The 21,383-nt window shown below is 45.6% G+C and carries 18 protein-coding genes; 10 read left to right on the top strand and 8 right to left on the bottom strand.

All coding sequences use genetic code 11. From position 1 onward, the window contains the following. The first annotated feature begins 148 nt into the window (after positions 1-148). Positions 149-685, top strand: a complete 537-nt coding sequence (locus ACZIX4_RS00530) for a hypothetical protein (protein ID WP_463333656.1) — start codon at positions 149-151, stop codon at positions 683-685. 74 nt (positions 686-759) lie between these two features. Here the strand turns inward: ACZIX4_RS00530 and ACZIX4_RS00525 are convergent, their stop codons facing one another. Further along, entirely contained in the window at positions 760-1,500 is a 741-nt protein-coding gene (locus ACZIX4_RS00525) for an LVIVD repeat-containing protein (RefSeq protein ID WP_463333655.1), read from the bottom strand. Then, positions 1,500-2,000: a hypothetical protein gene (locus ACZIX4_RS00520; protein WP_463333654.1), complete on the bottom strand. Its 501-nt coding sequence runs from the start codon at positions 1,998-2,000 to the stop codon at positions 1,500-1,502. The genes ACZIX4_RS00525 and ACZIX4_RS00520 overlap by 1 nt, the downstream gene beginning before the upstream one ends. Before the next feature lie 152 nt (positions 2,001-2,152). Between ACZIX4_RS00520 and ACZIX4_RS00515 the strand changes: the two genes are divergently transcribed. From ACZIX4_RS00515 to ACZIX4_RS00480, 8 genes are all read left to right on the top strand, one after another. Continuing rightward, positions 2,153-3,034, top strand: coding sequence for an SDR family oxidoreductase (locus ACZIX4_RS00515; RefSeq protein WP_463333653.1), 882 nt, complete (start codon positions 2,153-2,155; stop codon positions 3,032-3,034). Positions 3,035-3,224: 190 nt separating this feature from the next. Continuing rightward, the gene (locus tag ACZIX4_RS00510) at positions 3,225-4,958 is read left to right on the top strand and encodes a T9SS type A sorting domain-containing protein (RefSeq protein WP_463333652.1); all 1,734 of its coding nucleotides are present in this window, start codon (positions 3,225-3,227) and stop codon (positions 4,956-4,958) included. A 131-nt stretch (positions 4,959-5,089) separates the two neighbouring features. After that, on the top strand, positions 5,090-5,866 hold the full coding sequence (locus tag ACZIX4_RS00505) for a ParA family protein (protein WP_463333651.1): 777 nt from the start codon (positions 5,090-5,092) through the stop codon (positions 5,864-5,866). Beyond that, positions 5,863-6,771: a ParB/RepB/Spo0J family partition protein gene (locus ACZIX4_RS00500; protein ID WP_463333650.1), complete on the top strand. Its 909-nt coding sequence runs from the start codon at positions 5,863-5,865 to the stop codon at positions 6,769-6,771. Before ACZIX4_RS00505 ends, ACZIX4_RS00500 begins: the two co-directional genes overlap by 4 nt. Continuing rightward, a complete protein-coding gene (locus ACZIX4_RS00495) occupies positions 6,771-7,367 on the top strand; it encodes a DUF5683 domain-containing protein (protein WP_463333649.1) in 597 nt (198 codons plus the stop codon). Before ACZIX4_RS00500 ends, ACZIX4_RS00495 begins: the two co-directional genes overlap by 1 nt. 3 nt (positions 7,368-7,370) lie before the next feature. After that, entirely contained in the window at positions 7,371-8,069 is a 699-nt protein-coding gene (gene dapB / locus ACZIX4_RS00490) for a 4-hydroxy-tetrahydrodipicolinate reductase (protein ID WP_463333648.1), read from the top strand. A 44-nt stretch (positions 8,070-8,113) separates the two neighbouring features. Then, positions 8,114-9,829 carry a signal peptidase I gene (lepB, locus tag ACZIX4_RS00485; protein ID WP_463333647.1) on the top strand — a complete coding sequence of 572 codons (1,716 nt, stop codon included), beginning with the start codon at positions 8,114-8,116 and terminating at the stop codon, positions 9,827-9,829. 83 nt (positions 9,830-9,912) lie between these two features. After that, positions 9,913-10,533: a WbqC family protein gene (locus ACZIX4_RS00480; protein ID WP_463333646.1), complete on the top strand. Its 621-nt coding sequence runs from the start codon at positions 9,913-9,915 to the stop codon at positions 10,531-10,533. Between the two features lie 171 nt (positions 10,534-10,704). Here ACZIX4_RS00480 and ACZIX4_RS00475 read toward each other — a convergent pair whose 3' ends face one another. From ACZIX4_RS00475 to mutL, 4 genes are read right to left on the bottom strand one after another with little or no spacing between them, the layout of a single operon-like run. Beyond that, complete coding sequence (locus tag ACZIX4_RS00475) at positions 10,705-11,748, bottom strand: endonuclease/exonuclease/phosphatase family protein (protein WP_463333645.1); 1,044 nt, start codon at positions 11,746-11,748, stop codon at positions 10,705-10,707. A gap of 35 nt (positions 11,749-11,783) precedes the next feature. Next, positions 11,784-12,689 (bottom strand): rhomboid family intramembrane serine protease, encoded by a 906-nt coding sequence (locus ACZIX4_RS00470; protein ID WP_463333644.1) that lies wholly within the window; start codon positions 12,687-12,689, stop codon positions 11,784-11,786. A 5-nt stretch (positions 12,690-12,694) separates the two neighbouring features. Next, entirely contained in the window at positions 12,695-13,456 is a 762-nt protein-coding gene (locus tag ACZIX4_RS00465; RefSeq protein WP_463333643.1) for a rhomboid family intramembrane serine protease, read from the bottom strand. Further along, positions 13,453-15,390, bottom strand: coding sequence for a DNA mismatch repair endonuclease MutL (mutL, locus tag ACZIX4_RS00460; protein ID WP_463333642.1), 1,938 nt, complete (start codon positions 15,388-15,390; stop codon positions 13,453-13,455). Before mutL ends, ACZIX4_RS00465 begins: the two co-directional genes overlap by 4 nt. 148 nt (positions 15,391-15,538) lie before the next feature. Between mutL and ACZIX4_RS00455 the strand changes: the two genes are divergently transcribed. Then, entirely contained in the window at positions 15,539-16,669 is a 1,131-nt protein-coding gene (locus tag ACZIX4_RS00455; protein WP_463333641.1) for a hypothetical protein, read from the top strand. Positions 16,670-16,749: 80 nt separating this feature from the next. Here ACZIX4_RS00455 and ACZIX4_RS00450 read toward each other — a convergent pair whose 3' ends face one another. Next, positions 16,750-17,061 (bottom strand): DUF3467 domain-containing protein, encoded by a 312-nt coding sequence (locus ACZIX4_RS00450; RefSeq protein ID WP_411409088.1) that lies wholly within the window; start codon positions 17,059-17,061, stop codon positions 16,750-16,752. Positions 17,062-17,063: 2 nt separating this feature from the next. Next, positions 17,064-21,362 carry a DNA-directed RNA polymerase subunit beta' gene (gene rpoC / locus ACZIX4_RS00445; RefSeq protein WP_463333640.1) on the bottom strand — a complete coding sequence of 1,433 codons (4,299 nt, stop codon included), beginning with the start codon at positions 21,360-21,362 and terminating at the stop codon, positions 17,064-17,066. Positions 21,363-21,383 lie beyond the last annotated feature (21 nt).

Genomic DNA, 21,383 nt, shown 5'->3' with positions numbered 1-21,383 from the left:
TATTTTAAATTTTTCATAATAAACAGCATCCTGTGTTAAACATCGTATAAAGTGCTGCTTTTTTTAATAAAACTGTTGTAACTTTAAGTGTATTTACAACGCAATACACACTGTACAATAACCGTTTAATATATAAAACCGCACAATTATGAAAAAGATATTTTTACTCCTGCTGTGTGTTGCCTCAGCATCCGTTTGGGCACAACAAGACAAAGACTACGTAGAATGCAACCTGAAAGGTAAAACCGAATCGGTACAGTTGCAATTCCCCCTAAAAACCTATGCGCTTACGGAGGGACTAAATACTTACATGGTGGTACAGGGCAAAAAAATAAAGGTTACCCGTGCCGATGTGCCCGACTATACAAATGAAAATGCCGGCCGCAATACCCCTACCGATATACTGAACCAGCACATGATTGATGATAAAAAACCCGGTGCATCTATAGCCGAACTCTACACCCGTAAAACGGAGATATTTGCCACAAGGGATAATAAGATAATGGCTTTTTGGTACAATGAAAACCCTGAAGGTTTCCCGGCGGAGCTAAAAGTAGCCTGTGTTACCGGAAACTCTATAATACAGCTTACCCTTATGGAACCGCTACAGGACAGCGCAGCCTGCAAAAGGCTCCTGATTTCCATACTGGGTACTGCCAACTTACAGGAAGTTGCTTCCAAATAAAAACAAACAGGGCTATCCTTTAAAAGCAAACATAAACTTTTACGGATAGCCCTTCTTGTATACTTTTTATACTGTTATTGCATAAACGATATTTCACTGTTTAACGAAAACTGGTCTATGGCAGCGGCAGTCAGCGTGTAGTTATACACACCGCTATCTCCTACGGCATAAAGTTGGTTACCGCGTATAATAACATCGTGGCACTGTTTATTTATAGTCGTTGCCAAAACAGGTTCCTCCGGGTTTGTAATGTCAAATATCTTAATGATGTCGTCGCATACTACAAGATAATGCCCGTACAGGCCAAGGCCCTTAGGTGCTATAAGGCCGCGCTGGTGTACCAGTACCGGTTCGTTTACATCGGCTATATCATATACCATAAGGGCATTGGTATTGTTGCCGCACCAGGTATTGGTATGCAGGGTTACAAAGGCGTGGGTACCGTTTGCCACCACTGGGTCGCAGGCAGTGAAGTGCGATACTGAGGCCAGCATTTCAGGGTCTTCGGGGTTGGCTATAGAGTACATAAACATACCGCTTTGCGAACCGATGTACAGTATATCGCCATCGGCAAAAAGCGTTTCTATGTCAAAGCCTATCTGTATGGTATTTACCTGCACCGGCCCCGTAGCGCTGAGCAGCGAAAACACATTAAGGTTACTATGGTCTACACTGTACAGGTAATCGCCTTTAAGGGCAAAAATAGCGGTAGAGCCACCCTGTCCGTCGGCACCGTTGTAGGTACTTTCCTGGCTGTCGCTGCTGCACGCTATGGCAAGCGCAGCGATGATGATAAATAGGTATATCTTTTTCATTACGATTTCGGTATCCAGTTAACAATCACTTCATTTTCCGCAAGTTCTTCGTAGCTGTCGTCGGGTGCTATTTTTTGCGGGAACACATTGCGCACACGCCCGCTCACCGAAATGCTGCTGCCGTTATAAGTAAGCGTTACCAGGTCTACCGCCTGGTTAATGTACAGGCTGGTGTTGCGTATGGCCACATCGGTAGCGCCGGGTACTTCTATAAAAGCTACCGGCACAGGATTTTCCGGGTTTTGGTAATTGTACACATGGAAACCCTTGTTCACTTCGGTAACGTACATCAGGTTATCTTTAATGTAAATTTTACCGGCAGCCCCTACCGCACGCGTGGGTTTCAGGCTTATGGAAGTTTCCAGTTCGGCACGGGTCATGGTTACGGCCTCAAAGTTTTGTTCGGCTGTATTTACAAATTCATCATCTGTGCCGTAGCCCCAGCAGCTGCTAAGCAACAGGCCGGTACTTAATGCAATAAATAGAGTAAGGTATTTCATAATCAATTGGTTATTTTATATAATGATACCGAAATTTTGTTAAGGTTGCGTGCATGTGTTAAATTTTAATACACAAAATCAGCCGGGGCAACCATAGGCACGCATACTATTTTTAGTATCTTTACTATATAAACAAACCTCATTTTAAGACAATGAACTATACTGAAAAGATGCTTCGCGACGATGCCCTTAGCGGCAAAGTAATAGTGGTTACGGGCGGCGGAAGCGGCCTGGGACAGAGCATGACCAAATATTTTTTAGAGCTTGGCGCAAAGGTAGCCATTACCAGCCGCGACCTTGATAAGCTTCAAAATACTGCCAAAGAACTGGAAGCCGAAACCGGTGGCACCTGCCTGGCAGTACAATGCGATGTGCGTAATTATGACGAAGTGGAAAATATGCTGCAAACCGTGTTGGGCGCCTTTGGCAAAGTAGACGTACTGCTTAATAACGCTGCGGGCAACTTCATATCCCCTACCGAGCGGCTTTCGGCACATGCGTTTGACACTATTATAGACATAGTGCTTAAGGGCAGCAAAAACTGTACGCTGGCTTTTGGCAAACACTGGATAGATAGCAAACAGCAAAATACCGTAGTGCTTAATATTGTTACCACCTACGCCTGGACGGGCAGCGCCTATGTAGTACCGAGCGCCACTGCCAAAGCCGGTGTGCTGGCCATGACGCGAAGCCTTGCCGTGGAGTGGGCCAAATACGGTATACGTACCAATGCCATAGCGCCGGGGCCTTTCCCTACCAAGGGCGCATGGGACAGGTTACTGCCGGGCGACCTGAAGGAGAAATTTGACCTGGCCAAAAAAGTACCGCTCAAGCGTGTGGGCGACCACCAGGAGCTGGCTAATCTTGCCGCGTACCTTGTATCTGATTTTTCGGCGTATGTAAATGGTGAGGTAATAACCATAGACGGAGGCGAATGGCTGAAAGGCGCAGGGCAGTTTAACCTGCTGGAAGCCATACCCGAGGAACTTTGGGACCAGCTTGAAGCCATGATACGTGCCAAAAAGAGTAAATAACACACTATCCTTTGCTTTATTTTAAAGCTTAGTTTGACAGGATGATAGACAGTAAGGGGGCTTTTACAGCTCCCTTTGCTATTTCAGGGCAAAATTTCCTGAAAAAAATAATATTTTATTTAGACTTATTACAAATTAGGGTTTATATTTGCAGCGGAAATTTATCCTTATTAAATCTAAATAAGCCAATATGAAAAAACTATTACTTGCAGCCGGACTGTTGGGTGCGGTACTTAACATGAATGCCCAGGACTGCACCGCAGTTGCTGAACTGAATGAAAACTTTGACAACTACACTACAGGCCAGCAAGAGGTAATCTCTCAATACTGCTGGACTGCAATAAGCAACGGTATGTATGTATACCCTGCTTCTGTAAGCGGCACACCTGTTGCACAGTTTTACAGCTTTATGAGCCCGGGCCAGGCAGCTTTCCTTGTATCGCCTGAGGTAAACAGCTTTGATGGTAACCACACACTTACATTTGATGCTTCTTCAGGCACAGCTGTTGTACTACAACCGGGTTACCTTACAAACCCTACAGACGCTACTACTTTCGTAGCTGTAGGTGGCGAAATAACCCTTGCTGCTGCTCCTGCAACAACATACACTATAACAGACTTCCCTGCTCTTGAAACCAACGCTAACATAGCATTCAGGTTTGTAGCCGCAGGCGCTCACAATACTGCAAACATAGACAACATCGTTTGGGCTGAGACCCCGGATGCTTGTCCTGCTGTTTCGTCTATCGACGAAAACTTTGACGACTACACTACAGGCCAGCAAGAAGTAATCTCTCAATACTGCTGGACTGCAATAAACAACGGTATGTATGTATACCCTGCTACCGTAGCCGGTACTCCTGTTGCACAGTTCTACAGCTTTATGAGCCCGGGCCAGGCAGCATTCCTTGTATCGCCTGAGGTAGACAGCTTTGACGGTAACCACACACTTACGTTTGATGCTTCTTCAGCTACAGCTGTTGTACTACAGCCTGGCTACCTTACAAACCCTACAGATGCTACTACTTTCGTAGCTGTTGGTGGCGAAATAACCCTTGCTGCTGCTCCTGCAACAACATACACTGTAACTGACTTCCCTGCTCTTGAAGGCAATGCACACATCGCATTCAGGTTTGTAGCTGCAGGTGCACACAATACTGCAAACGTAGACAACATCGTTTGGGCTGAGACTCCGGACGCTTGTCCTGCTGTATCGTCTATCAACGAAAACTTTGATAGCTATACTACAGGCCAGCAAGAAGTAATCTCTCAATACTGCTGGACTGCAATAAACAACGGCATGTATGTATACCCTGCTACCGTAGCCGGTACTCCTGTTGCACAGTTCTACAGCTTCATGAGCCCGGGCCAGGCAGCATTCCTTGTATCGCCTGAGGTAAACAGCTTCGACGGTAACCACACACTTACATTTGACGCTTCTTCAGCTACAGCAGTAGTACTACAGCCAGGCTACCTTACTGATGCTGCCGACGCTGCTACTTTCGTAGCTGTAGGTAACGAAATAACCCTTGCTGCTGCTCCTGCAACAACATACACTGTAACTGACTTCCCTGCACTTGAAGGTAATGCTCACATCGCGTTCAGGTTTGTAGCCGCAGGTGCACACAACACTGCAAACGTAGACAACATTGTTTGGGAAACTACAGCAGGTACAGACAACCTACAGAAAAAAGCCTTTACCCTATATCCTAACCCTGCTGTAAACGGCATAGTAAACCTTGCCAACACCAGCGGTAACGAAGGTACAGTAAACGTATACAGCCTTACAGGCGCTAACGTATTCCAGGCGAAAGCTGCTACAGGAAACCAACAGTTAAACCTGTCTCAGCTGGGTGCCGGTATGTACATAGTACAATTCACTACAGGAAATTACACAACCAGTCAAAAGCTTATCATTCAGTAATAATTGCGTAGTTTAGTTTTTTTCAAGCCACACCTTTTGGTGTGGCTTTTTATTTTTATGGTGTTAACAAATTCCGTTTTCAGGTACCATAAATAATTGTATTTTTACGGTTCGAAAATTTCATTCAAAAAATGGGTAAAATCATTGCTATTGCCAACCAAAAAGGCGGCGTGGGTAAAACAACCACCTCAGTTAACCTGGCTGCCGCGCTGGGAGTGCTGGAAAAGAAAGTATTATTAATAGATGCCGACCCTCAGGCCAATGCCAGTTCGGGCCTTGGGCTGGATGTAGAGACTGTGGAAATAGGTACCTACCAGATACTGGAACACAGCAACACACCCGATGAAGCCACGGTAGAATGCACCGCGCCAAACGTATGGATAATCCCGGCCCACATAGATCTTGTGGCCATTGAAATAGAGCTTGTAGACAAGGAAAACCGCGAATACATGCTGAAAACCGCGCTGCAAAGCGTAAAGGATAAGTACGATTATATACTTATTGACTGTGCACCGTCACTGGGCCTGCTTACGCTTAATGCGCTTACTGCTGCCGACAGCGTGGTGATACCTATCCAATGCGAGTACTTTGCACTGGAAGGCCTTGGAAAACTGCTTAATACCATAAAAAGCGTACAGAAAATACACAACCCTGACCTGGATATAGAAGGGCTGCTGCTTACCATGTACGACTCGCGCCTGAGGCTGAGCAACCAGGTGGTGGAAGAGGTGCAAAAGCACTTTAACGACATGGTATTTGACACCATTATACAACGAAACATTAAACTGAGCGAAGCGCCAAGCTTTGGCGAAAGCATTATAAACTATGACGCTACGAGCAAGGGTGCTACAAATTACCTGAACCTTGCCGAGGAGATCATCAAGAAAAACAGTAAAGTAGGTTTATGACAAAAGCAGTAAAAAAACAAGCACTTGGACGCGGGCTGTCGGCACTTTTAAAAGACCCTGAAAACGACATTAAGTCGGTAGAGGATAAAGGTGCAGACAAGGTTGTAGGCAATATTATAGAGCTTGAAATTGAGTCGATAGAAATAAACCCTTTTCAGCCGCGTACCAGCTTTAACGAGGAAACGCTGCACGAACTGAGTACCAGCATTAAAGAGCTGGGTGTGATTCAGCCCATTACCGTACGCAAAACAGATTATAACAAATACCAGCTTATAAGTGGTGAACGCAGGCTGCGTGCCAGTAAGCTTGCAGGCTTAACCCACGTACCGGCGTATATACGCCTGGCGAATGATAACGATTCACTGGTTATGGCCCTGGTAGAAAACATACAGCGCCACGACCTGGACCCTATAGAAATAGCCATGTCATACCAGCGCCTTATGGACGAAATACAGTTAACACAGGAGCAGGTAAGCGACCGCGTGGGCAAAAAGCGTTCTACCATAGCCAACTACCTTAGGCTGCTGAAGCTGGACCCGATAATCCAGACCGGCATACGCGACGGCTTTATAAGCATGGGCCACGGCCGTGCCATCATCACCATAGATGATTTTGATGCACAGGCCGATATTTACCAGAAAATAGTAAGCCAGAACCTGAGCGTGCGCGAAACCGAGGCATTGGTAAAAATTTACCATGAAGGCGGCAAAGACACCCCGGGCGAAAAACCGGCAGAAAATAAAACAAGTGGTTTTACCGTTAATGATGACGAGCGCAAGGCATTTACCGGCTTCTTCGGGGCTAAGGTAGATGTAAAGGTAGACGCCAAAGGCAAAGGTAAAATCACGATCCCGTTCCATTCTGAAGAAGACTTTAACAGGATCATTAAACTGATACAAGGTTAGTGAAAAACATATTTTTCATACTTACGGCTTTACTTGTTTTTTCGGTTTCGGCACATGCGCAGGACCCTAAAAAGGAGCAGGACCCTAAAAAAGAAGTAAAGCCGGTTAACCAGGATTCTATAAACAAGGTACTGGCCTCTACGTATAAATATGATGCCCTTGCCCCAAGCAAGGCTGCTTTTTATTCGGCCATGGTGCCCGGCCTGGGACAGATTTACAATAAAAAATACTGGAAAGCACCCATAGTATGGGGTGGCCTTGCCATAAGTATCTATTCCTTCAGCTGGAACCACACGCAGTACAATATGTACCGTGATGCCTATAAGCAGGTACTGGCCGGGCATGAGCTTAGCGGCAAGCTGGAAGGCATAGATGCCGACCGACTTATACGCGCACAAAAATTCCACCAGCGTAACCGCGACCTTTCGGCACTGGTTACCGCAGGCATTTACATACTGAACATTGTAGATGCTAACGTAGATGCCCACCTGAGGCAGTTTAACGTAAACGAAAACCTTACCTTTACCCCGAGTTTTGACCAGAACCAGATAGACTACCAGTATACTGTAGGGGTAAGCATGAGATACCGCTTTTAAATTATGAAAATAGCACTTTTAGGCTACGGCAAAATGGGCAAAGTTATAGAACGTATAGCCCTGGAAAGAGGACATGAAATTGTACTGCGTAAAACCGGCAGCAGCAGTTTTGACGGCCTTACCGATGCCGATGCCGCCATAGACTTCAGCGTACCCGATGCCGCTGTGGAAAACATTTCCCAATGCCTTAACAACAATATACCTGTAGTAAGCGGCACCACTGGCTGGCTGGAGCATTACCACAATGTGGCTGCACTTTGCGAGGAGAAAAAAGGCGCTTTTATATACGGGTCTAACTTTAGCCTGGGGGTAAATATTTTCTTTGAGCTGAACAGCCACCTTGCCAGGATGATGAGTACGCTGAAACAGTACAAGGTGACCATGGAGGAAATCCACCACACACAAAAACTGGATGCCCCAAGCGGTACGGCTATTTCATTGGCAAAAGACATCATAGCCCATTCAGATTACGCAGGTTGGGCTATAGAAACCCCGAAACAAGATGATATTTACATCGATGTGAAGCGTATAGAGAATGTACCCGGCACACACGTGGTTACTTACGATTCTGAAATTGACTCAATAGAAATAAAGCACACCGCACACAACCGCGAAGGATTTGCCCTTGGTTCTGTTGTAGCCGCCGAATGGCTGGTGGGCAAAACAGGCATTTACAGCATGAAAGACGTGCTGGGCCTGTAACATTTTAGTATAAACAAACACATATACCAAAAACATAAGAAGATATGACTTTAGTGCAATGGTTTATATTTTTCCTGGCCGTACAGGTAGTACACTTTGCCGGGACCTGGAAACTGTATGAAAAAGCGGGCCGCAAACCGTGGGAAGCCGCCGTACCGGTATACAATGCCGTGGTATTGATGAAAATAATCAACCGCCCGTGGTACTGGACCATACTGCTTTTCATCCCTGTGGTAAACGTTATTATGTTCCCGGTTATCTGGGTACAAATACTGAAAGCCTTCGGAAAAAAAACCACTACAGATTATATCATCGGTATACTTACCTGTGGTTTGTACATCTACGCCCTTAACTATTCGGGCAAAGGCGATTATAACGGCAATACTGAACATGGCGAAAGCACACTGAGTTCGCTATTGTTTGCCGTAGTGGTAGCCACCATAGTACACACCTATGTAATACAGCCGTTTACTATACCTTCATCTTCATTGGAAAAAACCCTGCTTATTGGCGACTTCCTGTTTGTAAGCAAGGTACATTACGGTGCACGCGTGCCCGAAACTACCATTGCAGCACCTATGGTACACGATACTATTCCGTTAGTAGGCGTAAAATCATACAGCAAATGGCCGCAACTGCCGTATTTCAGGCTTCCAGGCTTTGCTAAACCGCAAAAAAATGACATCGTGGTATTTAACTGGCCGGTAGATACGGTAAGGTATTTCCGCGACCAAAACAGCATAGGCATCCGTAAGCCGGTGGATAAAAAATCGAATTACGTAAAACGCTGCGTAGGTACACCGGGCGATACGTTTGAACTTAAAGACGGTTTTGTATACATAAACGGCAGCGAATTGAAACTTTCGGACAGGGCTAAGCCACAGTATATGCATTATGTAGAATCTAAACAGCCGGATGCAAGGCCATTGCTTAGTAAATACCAACTGGATGAGGCTTGGGCTTTCTATAACATTAAGAAAGACCTTTGGGACAATACCGAAGTGCAAAACTACCTGCACAGTAAAGAAGTAAAATCTAACCTTACTGAATATTCACGCGATTCTACCGATGTAGAAGTATGGGGCTACATAGGCAGCGACGATGCTGCCAAACTGAAAATGGAGCCTGTAATGAACAAACTGGCTGTTAATGCTACTTTTGAAAAAGCGAACCTGCTTAAAAGCGATGCAGATGTAAAATCAATATTGCGTATAATACACAAGCCTGACGCTTTCCTGCTTAGCGCCTTGCCTAACAACCCTATCTTCCCGCACAGCGATAAAACATCTACGGTAGATAACATGCCTGCATTTAAAATACCGGCTGAGGGTGCTACGGTAAACCTTACCACCGAAAACCTGCCGTATTACGAAATGATCATCAAGGAATATGAGCATAACGACCTGAAGGTTACCGGTAACGAAATACGCATAAACGGCGCTCCTGCCACAAGCTATACCTTTAAACAGGACTACTACTTTATGATGGGTGATAACCGTCATAACTCCGAAGACAGCCGCTACTGGGGCTTTGTGCCGGAAGACCACATTGTGGGCAAACCGGTACTTATTTGGCTGAGCCTTGACCAGAACCAGCCGTGGGGCAACATCGGTAAAAAGATCCGTTGGGATCGCATGTTTACCACTGTGGGTGGCAGCGGCGAACCGGTGTCGTACTTCAGGTATTTCATCATAGCGCTTATAGGCTACTTTGCACTTGATTTCTTTGTTTTGAAGAAAAGGAAGAAAGCTGAAAATTAATTAATTTGAAAATTTGGAAATTTGAAAATGTCCGTTTTAAGCAGCATTTTCAAATTTCCAAATTAACTCATTTTCAAATTATCATGAGTAATATACTTTTACACCCCACATATTTTCCATCCATCAGCCATTTTGTGGCTATGGTACAGGCTGACAGCATAACATTTGAGGTGGAAGACAACTTCCAGAAGCAGACGAACCGTAACCGTATGTACATTTACAGCCCGAACGGTATACAGCTGCTGAACATACCTGTAAAGCACAGCCCTGTTGCAGGCCACCAGAAGTTTAAGGATGTAAAGATAGAACCGGCATTTGACTGGCAGAAACAGCATTTTAAGTCGCTTGAGGCTGCGTACCGTACTTCGCCCTTCTTTGAGTATTTTGAAGACGATATACGCCCTGTATTTGAGCAGAAGCACAAGTACATGATGGAGCTGAATTTCCAAATTATGGAAATTGTGTGCCAATGCCTTGGGATGCCTTTTGACTATACCAAAACAGAGGAATACTTCCACGAAACACCCCAATATACCGACCTGCGCCCACTTGCCAACGGTAAAAAAGACCTTAACGAGTTTGAACCCTACACCCAGGTTTTTGAAGAAAAACACAGCTTTATAAACAACCTTAGCATACTGGACTTACTGTTTAACGAAGGCAGGTACGCATTGGATTACCTGAAGAAACAGGAACTTAAATAGGTTATTCGGTGATGCGGTTATTTGGTTATTGGACCATTACCAATAAATCGCGAATCGAATCGTTTCCCCCGGGCTCTGCCCGAGGCTAATATGCGTGACCCCTTCAGGGTCAAGGATATTGCAACTGAGTGAAGCTCATTCTTAATTCTAAATTCTGAATTCTAAATTCCCTTACTCCTCCTCTTTCTCAAAACACAGGCGTGTCATCACCGGGAAATGGTCGGAATTTACAAAATCGCTAAAGGTGGTGTATTCCAGTACGTTCAGGGTTTTGTCGGTAAACACATAGTCGATACGCGCGGGATAGTATTTGAAGTTGTACGACTTGCCAAAGCCACTCCCCGCTTCCTCAAACGAATCTTTCATGCTTCCCCTTATGCTGCGGTAAACATAGCTGAAGGCGCTGTTGTTAAGGTCGCCGCAAATAATCATCGGGTACTTGCATTCGCTTTTGTGCTTTTCCATCAACTCAGCCTGTAGCTGCTGCTTCTGGAATGCCGCACCGATACGCCTGAAGATAACCTTGCTTTTCTCCTCATCAATATTATTATCGTGGATGTCGGGGCTTATTTTTACCGATTGCAGGTGTATGGTGTACACACGCAGGGTATCCTTGCCTTTCTTTATATCAGCCCAAACGGCATTGTTAGCCGAACCGGGAAACTGTATATCGCCCGTATTGATGATTGGGAATTTAGAAAACACTGCCTGCTCGGTCTGCCCCTTCTCAGAGAATATGAAGCGGTGCCTATACTGGCGGAATGCGGTGTCGCCTACGGCCTGTTTGCTGTATTCCTGTATGCAGAGTATGTCGGGGTTCTTTTCTTTAACGAAAGCGCTTATTTTGGCCGGTATATCACGGTCGGGCAACCATTCGTAAAGGTTGAACAGGCGTACGTTATAGCTCAACAGGGTAAACTGCCCTTCCTCATCGGGCTGGGTCTCGGCGCTGAACTTAAACATTTTGTTGATAAACGTAATGCCTACAAGCAGTATAATACCCGAAAGCAGCATCTGCTTTTTGGCCTGGAACATCCAGTAGCAAAAGAAAAAGGCATTGAGCACCAGCATCAGTGGCATTACCAGCGTAAATACGGCCAGTATAGGCGAAAGCTTGGGTGAAATAAACGGTAACAGGTACGAAAAAACCGTGAGCACCGTAAGCACGATGTTCATGAAATACATAAACTTATTAAACCACGAAAGTTTTTTCATTTACTAAGGGGTGCCCGGTAACCCAAATCTACGGATTATTTGCCAACTTTAAATAAAAACTCCTTTTCCTCTTTGGTAAGGCTGTCGTAGCCGCTGCGGCTTATTTTATCCAGTATTTCGTCTATCTGCTTTTGGGTGAAGTCCTGCGCCTTTGGTGCGGCAGTGCGCGAAGATGGGGCCGTATTGCGGTGTACTTTTTTAAACGGTGCCGATTTCTTTGGCTTAAACAAATTGGCAAAAAAGTCGATTATCTTAGAAACGCCCGTACTAAGGTCGGTACCGTTTTGCAGCAGTTTTATGTATACCGCGCCCAACAACGCCCCCGAAAGGTGCGCCAGGTGGCCGCCGGTATTTTCGGCAGAAATATAAATCAGGTCCAGTGCCACAAGTACCAATGCCACGTGCCAAAGCTTTACCCTGCCTATAAGCATTAGGTGTACTTCGTAGTGCGGGGCGTATACCGCAGCGGCAATCAGTATGCTCATAATAGCTGCCGAAGCCCCCACCATAGGGTAATGGTTGCCCCTCATAACAGGGATGAAGGTATCTCCAGCAATAAATACAAGCCCGGCAAATATTGCCGCAAGCACGTACAGCCCGAAGAACTGTTTCTGCGTAAAGAAAGTCAGGAAAAGCCTGCCCGCAAATACCAGCATCAGCATGTTAAACAGCAGGTGCATTACGCCATAGTGTAAAAACGCATATGTAAACACAGACCAGGGCTTCCAGGCCAGGTCGGCAAAATTTGGCGATACGCTAAAAAGGTTGTCTGTACTGCCCTGCGTCCAGTCGAACATCGGGTATGTGGGATGGCTGCTTCCTAAGCCCATAAGGCTGAATATAACCATCGGAAACAGGAATAACCCCACATTCCAGAAGATGAGCTGCTGCACAATCCCCCCTATGCGGTATTCCGTTTTAATATCGTCTATAAATCCCATAAAAGTTAGTTCCAGCGGTTGTGGTTAAAGCGCTTGTTCTTCCAGTACATCATTAGCAAAAAGCCTACCAAAGCACCGCCAAGGTGGGCAAAATGCGCCACACCGTCACCCTGGCCTATTACTGCCCTGCCACGAAGCCCCATAATAAGGTCAAACGCTATAAGGCCGGGTACAAACCATTTTGTTTTTATAGGGATGGGGAAAAATATCATCATCATTTCCACTTCGGGGAACATAAACGCAAAGGCCACCATAACACCATACAGCGCACCCGATGCACCTACAGCAGAACCGTTATAAGCACTGTCAAAGTTTTGTAAACCTAATGGTCCCAAGTAATCGATAAGCGCTTCATAGTTATGCGACTGCAGCATTTGTATAGCAGCCTCCTGCGAAATACCATTACTGCTAAGCGTGCTAAGTGCTTTTTCGAACACTATATAGTCAATGCCAAGATAAAACAGCGCCGACCCTACCCCGCACAGCAGGTAGAATGTAACGAACCTTTTGGCTCCCCAAAAATGCTCCAGCGGGCTGCCGAACATCCACAGGGTTATCATATTAAAAAGGATGTGGGTTACACCTGCGCTGCTGTCAAACCTTGCATGCATAAACATGCTGGTAAATACCTGCCATACCTTAAAGTTAGGGTTGGCCGGAAAATACAACGATAAATATTCATAAGCCTGCGGTACAAACTGCGAGCATAAAAACACAATAACATTAATAATGATCAACTGCTTAACAGTATCGGTCATCTTCATCATAAGGCAAAACGTTTATCTAAGTCTTCCACACTCATGGTGATGAAAGTTGGTTTATTAAAAGGCGAAACATCGGGCTCCTTACAGGCAAACAAACTGTTTACCATGGTTTCCTGTTCTTTTTCGGTGAGCAGCGTACCGGTTTTTACGGCCAGGCTGCGCGCCATAGATTTGGCCAGGCGGTCGCTCAGGCTAAAGCTGCTTTCGGGTACTTCCTGCTGCAGGTCGTTTATCATTTCCTCCAGCAAAATAGACACCTCACTTTCGGCCACGTTTACCGGCAGGCCGTTTACCACTATGTGGTCGCTGTGCATTTCGGCAAATACAAAACCGGTACTTTCCAGCGAAGGCTCCATTTCTTTTACCAAAGCCATTTCGGCAGGGGTAAAATACAATACCAGCGGAAACAACAGCTGCTGACTTGGTGCCTGCTGTACTGTAATATTACGCAAAAATTGCTCATATAGTATGCGCTGGTGCGCCCTTTTCTGGTCGATAATCACCATACCCGAACGGATGGGGCTTACAATGTATTTTTTGTGTATCTGGTAGGTTTTGTATACCGTGGTTTCCTCCACTTCAGTATCGTTAAAAAGCGAACCTGTTACCTCTTCCGACTCAAAGTTTATCTCGGCAATCTCCTCGTTAGACGGGCTGGTGCCTACATACAGGCTTTCCCAGCTGGGCTGTGTTTCCTTCTTAAACGACGGTATACTGAAGCCCCCTCCCCCACTGCCCGAAGAAGCTTTGGAAGACACGCTGCCGCCAAGGCTGCGCCCACCGCCCGAAGATGAGAACGAACTGCTGAAACCGCCACCGGGGCTGTCATCGGCAAAGGGATTGTAGTTGCGGTCTACCTCTACCGTAGGCATGGTAGCCGATTTACTTTCGTAATCGTACGGTGTATCGAGGTTGGCATCGCGGTCAAAATCCAGCACCGGGGCAATGTTGAACTGGCCCAGGCTGTGCTTTATCGCCGAACGCAATATGGCATATAGCGCGTGCTCGTCGTCAAACTTTATCTCGGTTTTTGTAGGGTGGATGTTTATATCTATGCTGTGCGGCGGCACATCAAGGTACAGGTAGTACGCAGGCTGGCAGCCGTCTCTCAGCAGGCCTTCGTAAGCCGCCATAACGGCATGGTGCAGGTACGGGCTTTTTATAAAGCGGTTGTTTACAAAAAAGAACTGCTCGCCCCTGTTTTTCTTGGCAAACTCGGGTTTCGTCACAAAGCCGTTTATGGTAACAATCTCGGTAGTTTCGTTTACGGGAACCAACTTCTCATTGGTTTTACCGCCAAAAACGCCTACGATACGCTGGCGCATGTTGCCCGCAGGCAGGTTAAACATTTCACTGCCGTTGTGGTACAGCATAAAGCTGATGTTGGCATGTGCCATGGCCACGCGTTCGAAATCATCTACAATATGGCGGAACTCCACCGTATCGCTTTTCAGGAAGTTGCGGCGCGCGGGTATATTGAAGAACAGGTTCTTAACCGAAAACGCAGTACCGCGTGGCAGTACGGCCACATCCTGCTGGGTGAATTTACTCCCCTCTATTACCAGGTGTGTACCCAGTTCGTCCTGTTCCTGGCGGGTTTTCAGTTCCACGTGGGCTACAGCGGCAATGGATGCCAATGCCTCCCCCCGGAAGCCCTTGGTATGCAGCGAAAACAGGTCTTCGGCATGGCGGATTTTACTGGTGGCGTGGCGCTCAAAGCACAGGCGGGCATCGGTAACGCCCATGCCACGGCCGTTGTCTATAACCTGTATAAGGGTTTTACCGGCGTCTTTTATTATGAGCTTAATTTCTGTAGCCCCGGCGTCTACCGCGTTTTCCATGAGTTCCTTAACCACAGATGCGGGGCGCTGCACCACCTCACCGGCGGCGATTTGGTTTGCAACATGGTCTGGGAGGAGCTGGATGATACCGGACATTTGAATTTACTGTATTATTAAAAAAGGAAACCAAAGGTACGGAAATTTTGCGGGATGGGGAAGATATGACCGGCTGCAATAAATAGGTAAAACCCTATTTTTCGTTTTAACATTTTTTTATAAATTACCCCTCCAACAATAAAACACCATGAAACAATATTTTATCTATTTGATTTTCCTATTTCCCTTATTATCCAAGGCACAAACGCCAATTGATGTTACTGACCAAAAAATTAAAGTCGGGGCGCTTGGGGAAGAAACCCTTTATTTTGGTTTTGCAGCCGGAGACAAAATAATTTTCAATTTCGAAGAAATCGACAAGAAAGATTTAAAAGAATTGGAAATTAGTGAATACCCTGACCATTCGAAATTTTCTGATTTTAAGACATCAAAAGTTAACAACCAAACTATAAATGTCAATCAAGCTGCTGTTTATAAGTTTAGATTCAAAAACACAGGTATTGGAGCGAGAATCTGTAAAATAAAAATCCAGCGTATACCGATAAATGAAAGTACTACAAACTTTAATACGGCTGTAAAATGGGAAACCAAACAAGAGACAACTTACAACAAGTACTATAAAGATGTACTTGTAGGATATGATACCATCTACGAAGAGAAAGTAACACATGATTTAGTCAAAACAGAAATTAAAGAAGAATTACTTGTTAATAAAACACAACGAGTTCATTCTCAGACTAACGCCAATTCAAGTAGAACTAATATATTTTTTACTTTGCCAACGAACCAAATAACGCCTTACAAAACCACGAAACTAATTTCTTGGGCATATTGGGTTGGCGTAGAACAAGCTGGCGGTAATGCATGGAAAGAAAACATGAAGACTGTTTCAAAACTAGTAAAAAAGGGAGCGGTATATTTTACATCTCCTCTGGGTGCATTGGCAGCCGGAGCAATAACCGAATTGATGATTCCAAAAGTAGGAGAAGATGTATACTATGCTGTAGCAGATGCTGCGAATAAGGACCTATTTATGCGCAATACCTCTTACAGAATATATGATGAAGGCAAAGGCGTTGCAGGATATAGAATGTTTTCAGACCCTAACATATGTCAAGGAAGCTATTTTGTTCTTCTTAATAATGATAATGTTATGTTAGGAGTTGATGCAGATGTAAAAATCATCGCTATGATTGAACATAACTACTATGAAGATGTAAAGCACCGGGAACAAAAAATTAAACCCCGCTATGAGAAAAAAGAATTTTCAGATCCAATAGTAACATCACAAACGATACCTGTAATAATGGGTAAGTAGTAAGATGATAGTATCATTTGATACTACCATCCCCCATAATAAACAAAAAACCCCTTCATTACTGAAGGGGTTTTGCTTTACTAGGCCTGGCCTGCGGGGCCGAATGTTAACGGCAGCTGCGGCTGGTCTGTTTCGCTGATAATGCCGTGGGCACTCTCATAGCGGTGTATGTTCTCGGCAAGGGCCTTTAGCAGCCTTTTGGCATGCTGCGGTGTAAGCACTATACGTGATTTCACCTTGGCTTTTGGCACACCCGGCATTATAGTGATAAAATCTACTATAAATTCGCTCGGCGAGTGGTTGATGATGGCCAGGTTACTGTAGGTACCCTCGGCTGTTTTTTCATCAAGCTCTATGCTTATCTGCCCCTGTTGCGGTTTTTGCTCGCTCATAATTAATAATTATATTCCTCACGCGGAGTTAACAGGTCGTTGTACTCTTCTTTAGAACCTACGATAGTGTTATCATAGTCCCTCATACCTGTACCTGCAGGGATGCGGTGGCCTACGATTACGTTCTCTTTAAGGCCTTCAAGGAAGTCTACCTTACCGGCTACGGCAGCCTCGTTCAGTACTTTTGTAGTTTCCTGGAACGATGCAGCAGAGATAAACGACTTGGTTTGCAGCGACGCCCTTGTAATACCCTGAAGTACCGGAGTAGCCGTTGCCGGAACTACATCGCGCGCTGTTACAAGGTTTTGGTCGTTACGCTTCAGGATAGAGTTCTCGTCGCGCAGCTGGCGTGGCGTTACTATCTGCCCGGCTTTCAGGTTTTGAGAATCGCCTGCGTCCTCTACCACCTTCATGCCGTATAGCTTGTCGTTTTCTTCAATAAAGTCAGACGTGTGTGCAAGCTGGTCTTCAAGGAACAGGGTATCTCCCGGATCCTGGATTTGCACCTTACGCATCATCTGGCGGATTACAACCTCAAAGTGCTTGTCGTTAATCTTTACACCCTGAAGGCGGTATACCTCCTGGATTTCGTTAACAAGGTACTGCTGTACCGCACTCGGCCCCTGTATCCTAAGGATATCCTCAGGAGTAATGGCACCGTCTGAAAGCGGCATACCGGCACGTACAAAGTCGTTCTCCTGTACAAGGATCTGGTTAGACAGTTTTACAAGATATTTCTTGATTTCACCGAATTTCGACTCAATAACAATCTCGCGGTTACCCCTCTTGATTTTACCGAATGAAACCACACCGTCTATCTCAGAAACCACAGCAGGGTTACTTGGGTTACGTGCTTCAAGAAGCTCGGTAATACGTGGAAGACCACCCGTAATATCGCCCGCTTTAGACGAACGCCTTGGTATCTTCACAAGGATCTTACCTGCTTTAATCTTCTCACCGTTGTCTACCATAAGGTGGGCACCCACCGGTAGGTTGTACGAACGGATAAGCTCGCCATCGTTACCATAAATAAGTAGCGTAGGGATAAGCTTCTTGTTACGCGCTTCAGAGATTACTTTCTCCTGGAAGCCGGTCTGTTCGTCAATCTCAACGATAAACGACTGGCCCTGCTCTATGTCTTCATAAGCTACCTTACCGGTAAACTCAGAGATAATAACACCGTTATACGGGTCCCACTTACATATTACAGTACCTTTATCTACAGTTTCGCCGTCTTTTACAAAGATGCTGCTACCGTAAGGAATGTTGTGCGTATTCAGTACAATTCCGGTATTAACGTCTACAAGCTTAAGCTCAGTAGAACGAGAGATAACAATATCTATCTCTTCACCATCGTTGTTTGTACCTTTAACTGTTTTAAGGTCTTCTATTTCAAGACGGCCTGCAAAACGTGTTTCGATGCTTGATTCTTCAGAGATACCACCCGCAACACCACCTACGTGGAACGTACGTAGTGTAAGCTGTGTACCCGGCTCACCGATAGACTGTGCAGCAATAACACCTACAGCCTCACCCTTCTGGGTCATTTTACCGGTAGCAAGGTTACGTCCGTAACACTTGGCACAGATACCTTTCTTAGCCTCACATGTTAGCGGTGAACGTACTTCTACGCTGTCTATAGGGGCAGCGTTTATCAGCCTCATTTCCGCTTCAGTGATTTGTACACCGGCAGCTACAAGCACTTCGTTTGTAAGTGGGTTTACCACATCCTGAAGCGCCACACGGCCAAGTATCCTTTCACCAAGGCTTTCTACAACCTCTTCGTTTTTCTTAAGCGCTGTAACTTCTATACCGCGTAGTGTACCACAGTCTACCGAGTTAACGATAACATCCTGTGCCACGTCATGAAGCCTACGTGTAAGGTAACCGGCATCCGCCGTTTTAAGCGCCGTATCCGCAAGACCCTTACGGGCACCGTGCGTAGAAATGAAGTACTCAAGGATCGAAAGGCCTTCCTTAAAGTTAGAAAGGATCGGGTTCTCAATAATTTCACCACCACCGGCCGTAGATTTCTTCGGCTTCGCCATAAGGCCACGCATACCGGTAAGCTGGCGTATCTGCTCTTTACTACCCCTCGCACCCGAGTCAAGCATCATGAACACCGAGTTGAAACCTTGCTGGTCCTCACGGATGTTTTTCATGGCAAGCTCTGTAAGCATGGCGTTTGTAGAGGTCCACACGTCAATTACCTGGTTGTAACGTTCGTTGTTGGTAATAAGACCCATGTTATAGTTCATGGTAATACCTTCAACCTGCTCATTAGCTTCAGAAATAAGCTCCTGCTTACGCGGAGGGATGATGATATCACCCAAGCTGAATGAAAGGCCGCCGCGGAATGCGAAACGGTATCCCATATCTTTCATATTGTCAAGGAACGCTGCGGTAGCAGGTACGTCTGTAGCATTAAGAATTTTACCAATAATGTCACGTAGCGACTTTTTGGTAAGTACTTCGTTAATGTAACCGGCAGCTTCAGGAACCACCTCGTTAAACAATACCCTACCGGCAGTAGTCTGTATGATTTGGTAAACAAGTTCACCTTTATCATTAAAATCTTTAGCGCGTATTTTCACACGGGCGTTAAGATCCAGCCTGCCTTCGTTTATAGCAATGTTAACCTCTTCTGCCGAGTAGAACGTAAGTCCCTGGCCTTTTATAGTAAGGTTTTCGGTAGAAAGGCGCTCTTTGGTCATGTAGTACAGACCCAGTACCATGTCCTGAGAAGGTACCGTGATAGGAGCACCGTTAGCCGGGTTAAGTATGTTGTGCGATGCAAGCATAAGCAGCTGTGCCTCCAGGATGGCCTCAGGGCCAAGCGGAAGGTGAACCGCCATCTGGTCACCGTCAAAGTCAGCGTTAAATGCCGTACATACAAGCGGGTGAAGACGGATAGCCTTACCTTCTATAAGCATCGGCTGGAACGCCTGTATACCCAGCCTGTGAAGCGTAGGGGCACGGTTTAGCAATACAGGGTGTCCTTTAATTACGTTTTCAAGGATATCCCATACCACCGGCTCTTTTTTGTCGATGATTTTCTTGGCCGATTTTACCGTTTTAACGATACCGCGCTCTATAAGCTTACGGATAACAAACGGTTTGTACAGCTCGGCAGCCATATCTTTAGGAAGGCCACACTCGTACAGTTTCATTTCAGGCCCAACGACGATTACCGAACGCGCTGAATAGTCAACACGCTTACCAAGTAGGTTTTGGCGGAAACGTCCCTGCTTACCTTTAAGTGAATCTGATAGTGATTTAAGCGGCCTGTTGCTTTCGGTTTTTACAGCCGAAGCTTTCCTTGTGTTATCGAAAAGTGAATCTACAGATTCCTGTAGCATACGCTTCTCGTTACGTAGGATTACCTCAGGGGCCTTAATCTCCATAAGCCTTTTCAGACGGTTGTTACGGATAATTACCCTGCGGTAAAGGTCGTTAAGGTCAGACGTTGCGAAACGGCCACCATCAAGCGGCACAAGCGGACGAAGTTCTGGTGGGATAACCGGGATAACTTTAAGGATCATCCACTCAGGGCGGTTTTCCCTGTTCAGGTTACTCTCACGGAACGACTCTACAACCTGTAGCCTTTTAAGGGCTTCCGTTTTACGTTGTTTAGACGTTTCGCTGTTAGCGCTGTGGCGCAGCTGGTAAGACAATGCATCAAGGTCTATCCTGGCAAGCAGGTCCATGATACACTCAGCACCCATTTTGGCGATAAACTTGTTAGGGTCTGTATCGTCCAGGTACTGGTTGTCTGCAGGCAGCGTATCAGCTATGTTTATATATTCCTCTTCAGTAAGGAAATCAAGTTCATGTATTGTAGTACCGTCTGTATTTTTAGCAATACCCGGCTGTATAACCACATACCTTTCGTAGTATATGATCATGTCCAGCTTTTTAGACGGAAGGCCAAGAAGGTAGCCTATTTTGTTTGGCAATGAACGGAAATACCATATGTGCGCAATAGGCACCACAAGGTTAATGTGACCTACCCTGTCACGACGTACTTTTTTCTCGGTCACTTCCACACCGCATCGGTCGCAAACAATACCCTTATAACGTATCCTTTTGTACTTACCACAAGCACATTCAAAGTCTTTTACAGGACCAAAGATACGCTCGCAGAAAAGGCCGTCCCTTTCCGGTTTGTGCGTACGATAGTTAATGGTTTCCGGCTTTAGTACCTCACCCCTTGATTCTGCCAGGATGGACTCCGGAGACGCAAGGCCTATCGAAATTTTGTTAAACCTTTTTACGGTATTCTTATCTTTTAATTTTGTCATGATATGTAATCTGCCAATTTA

The organism is Flavobacterium niveum (assembly GCF_055231775.1).
Note: the sequence above shows the minus strand (reverse complement) of the source record. Positions and strands in the feature narration are given on the sequence as shown.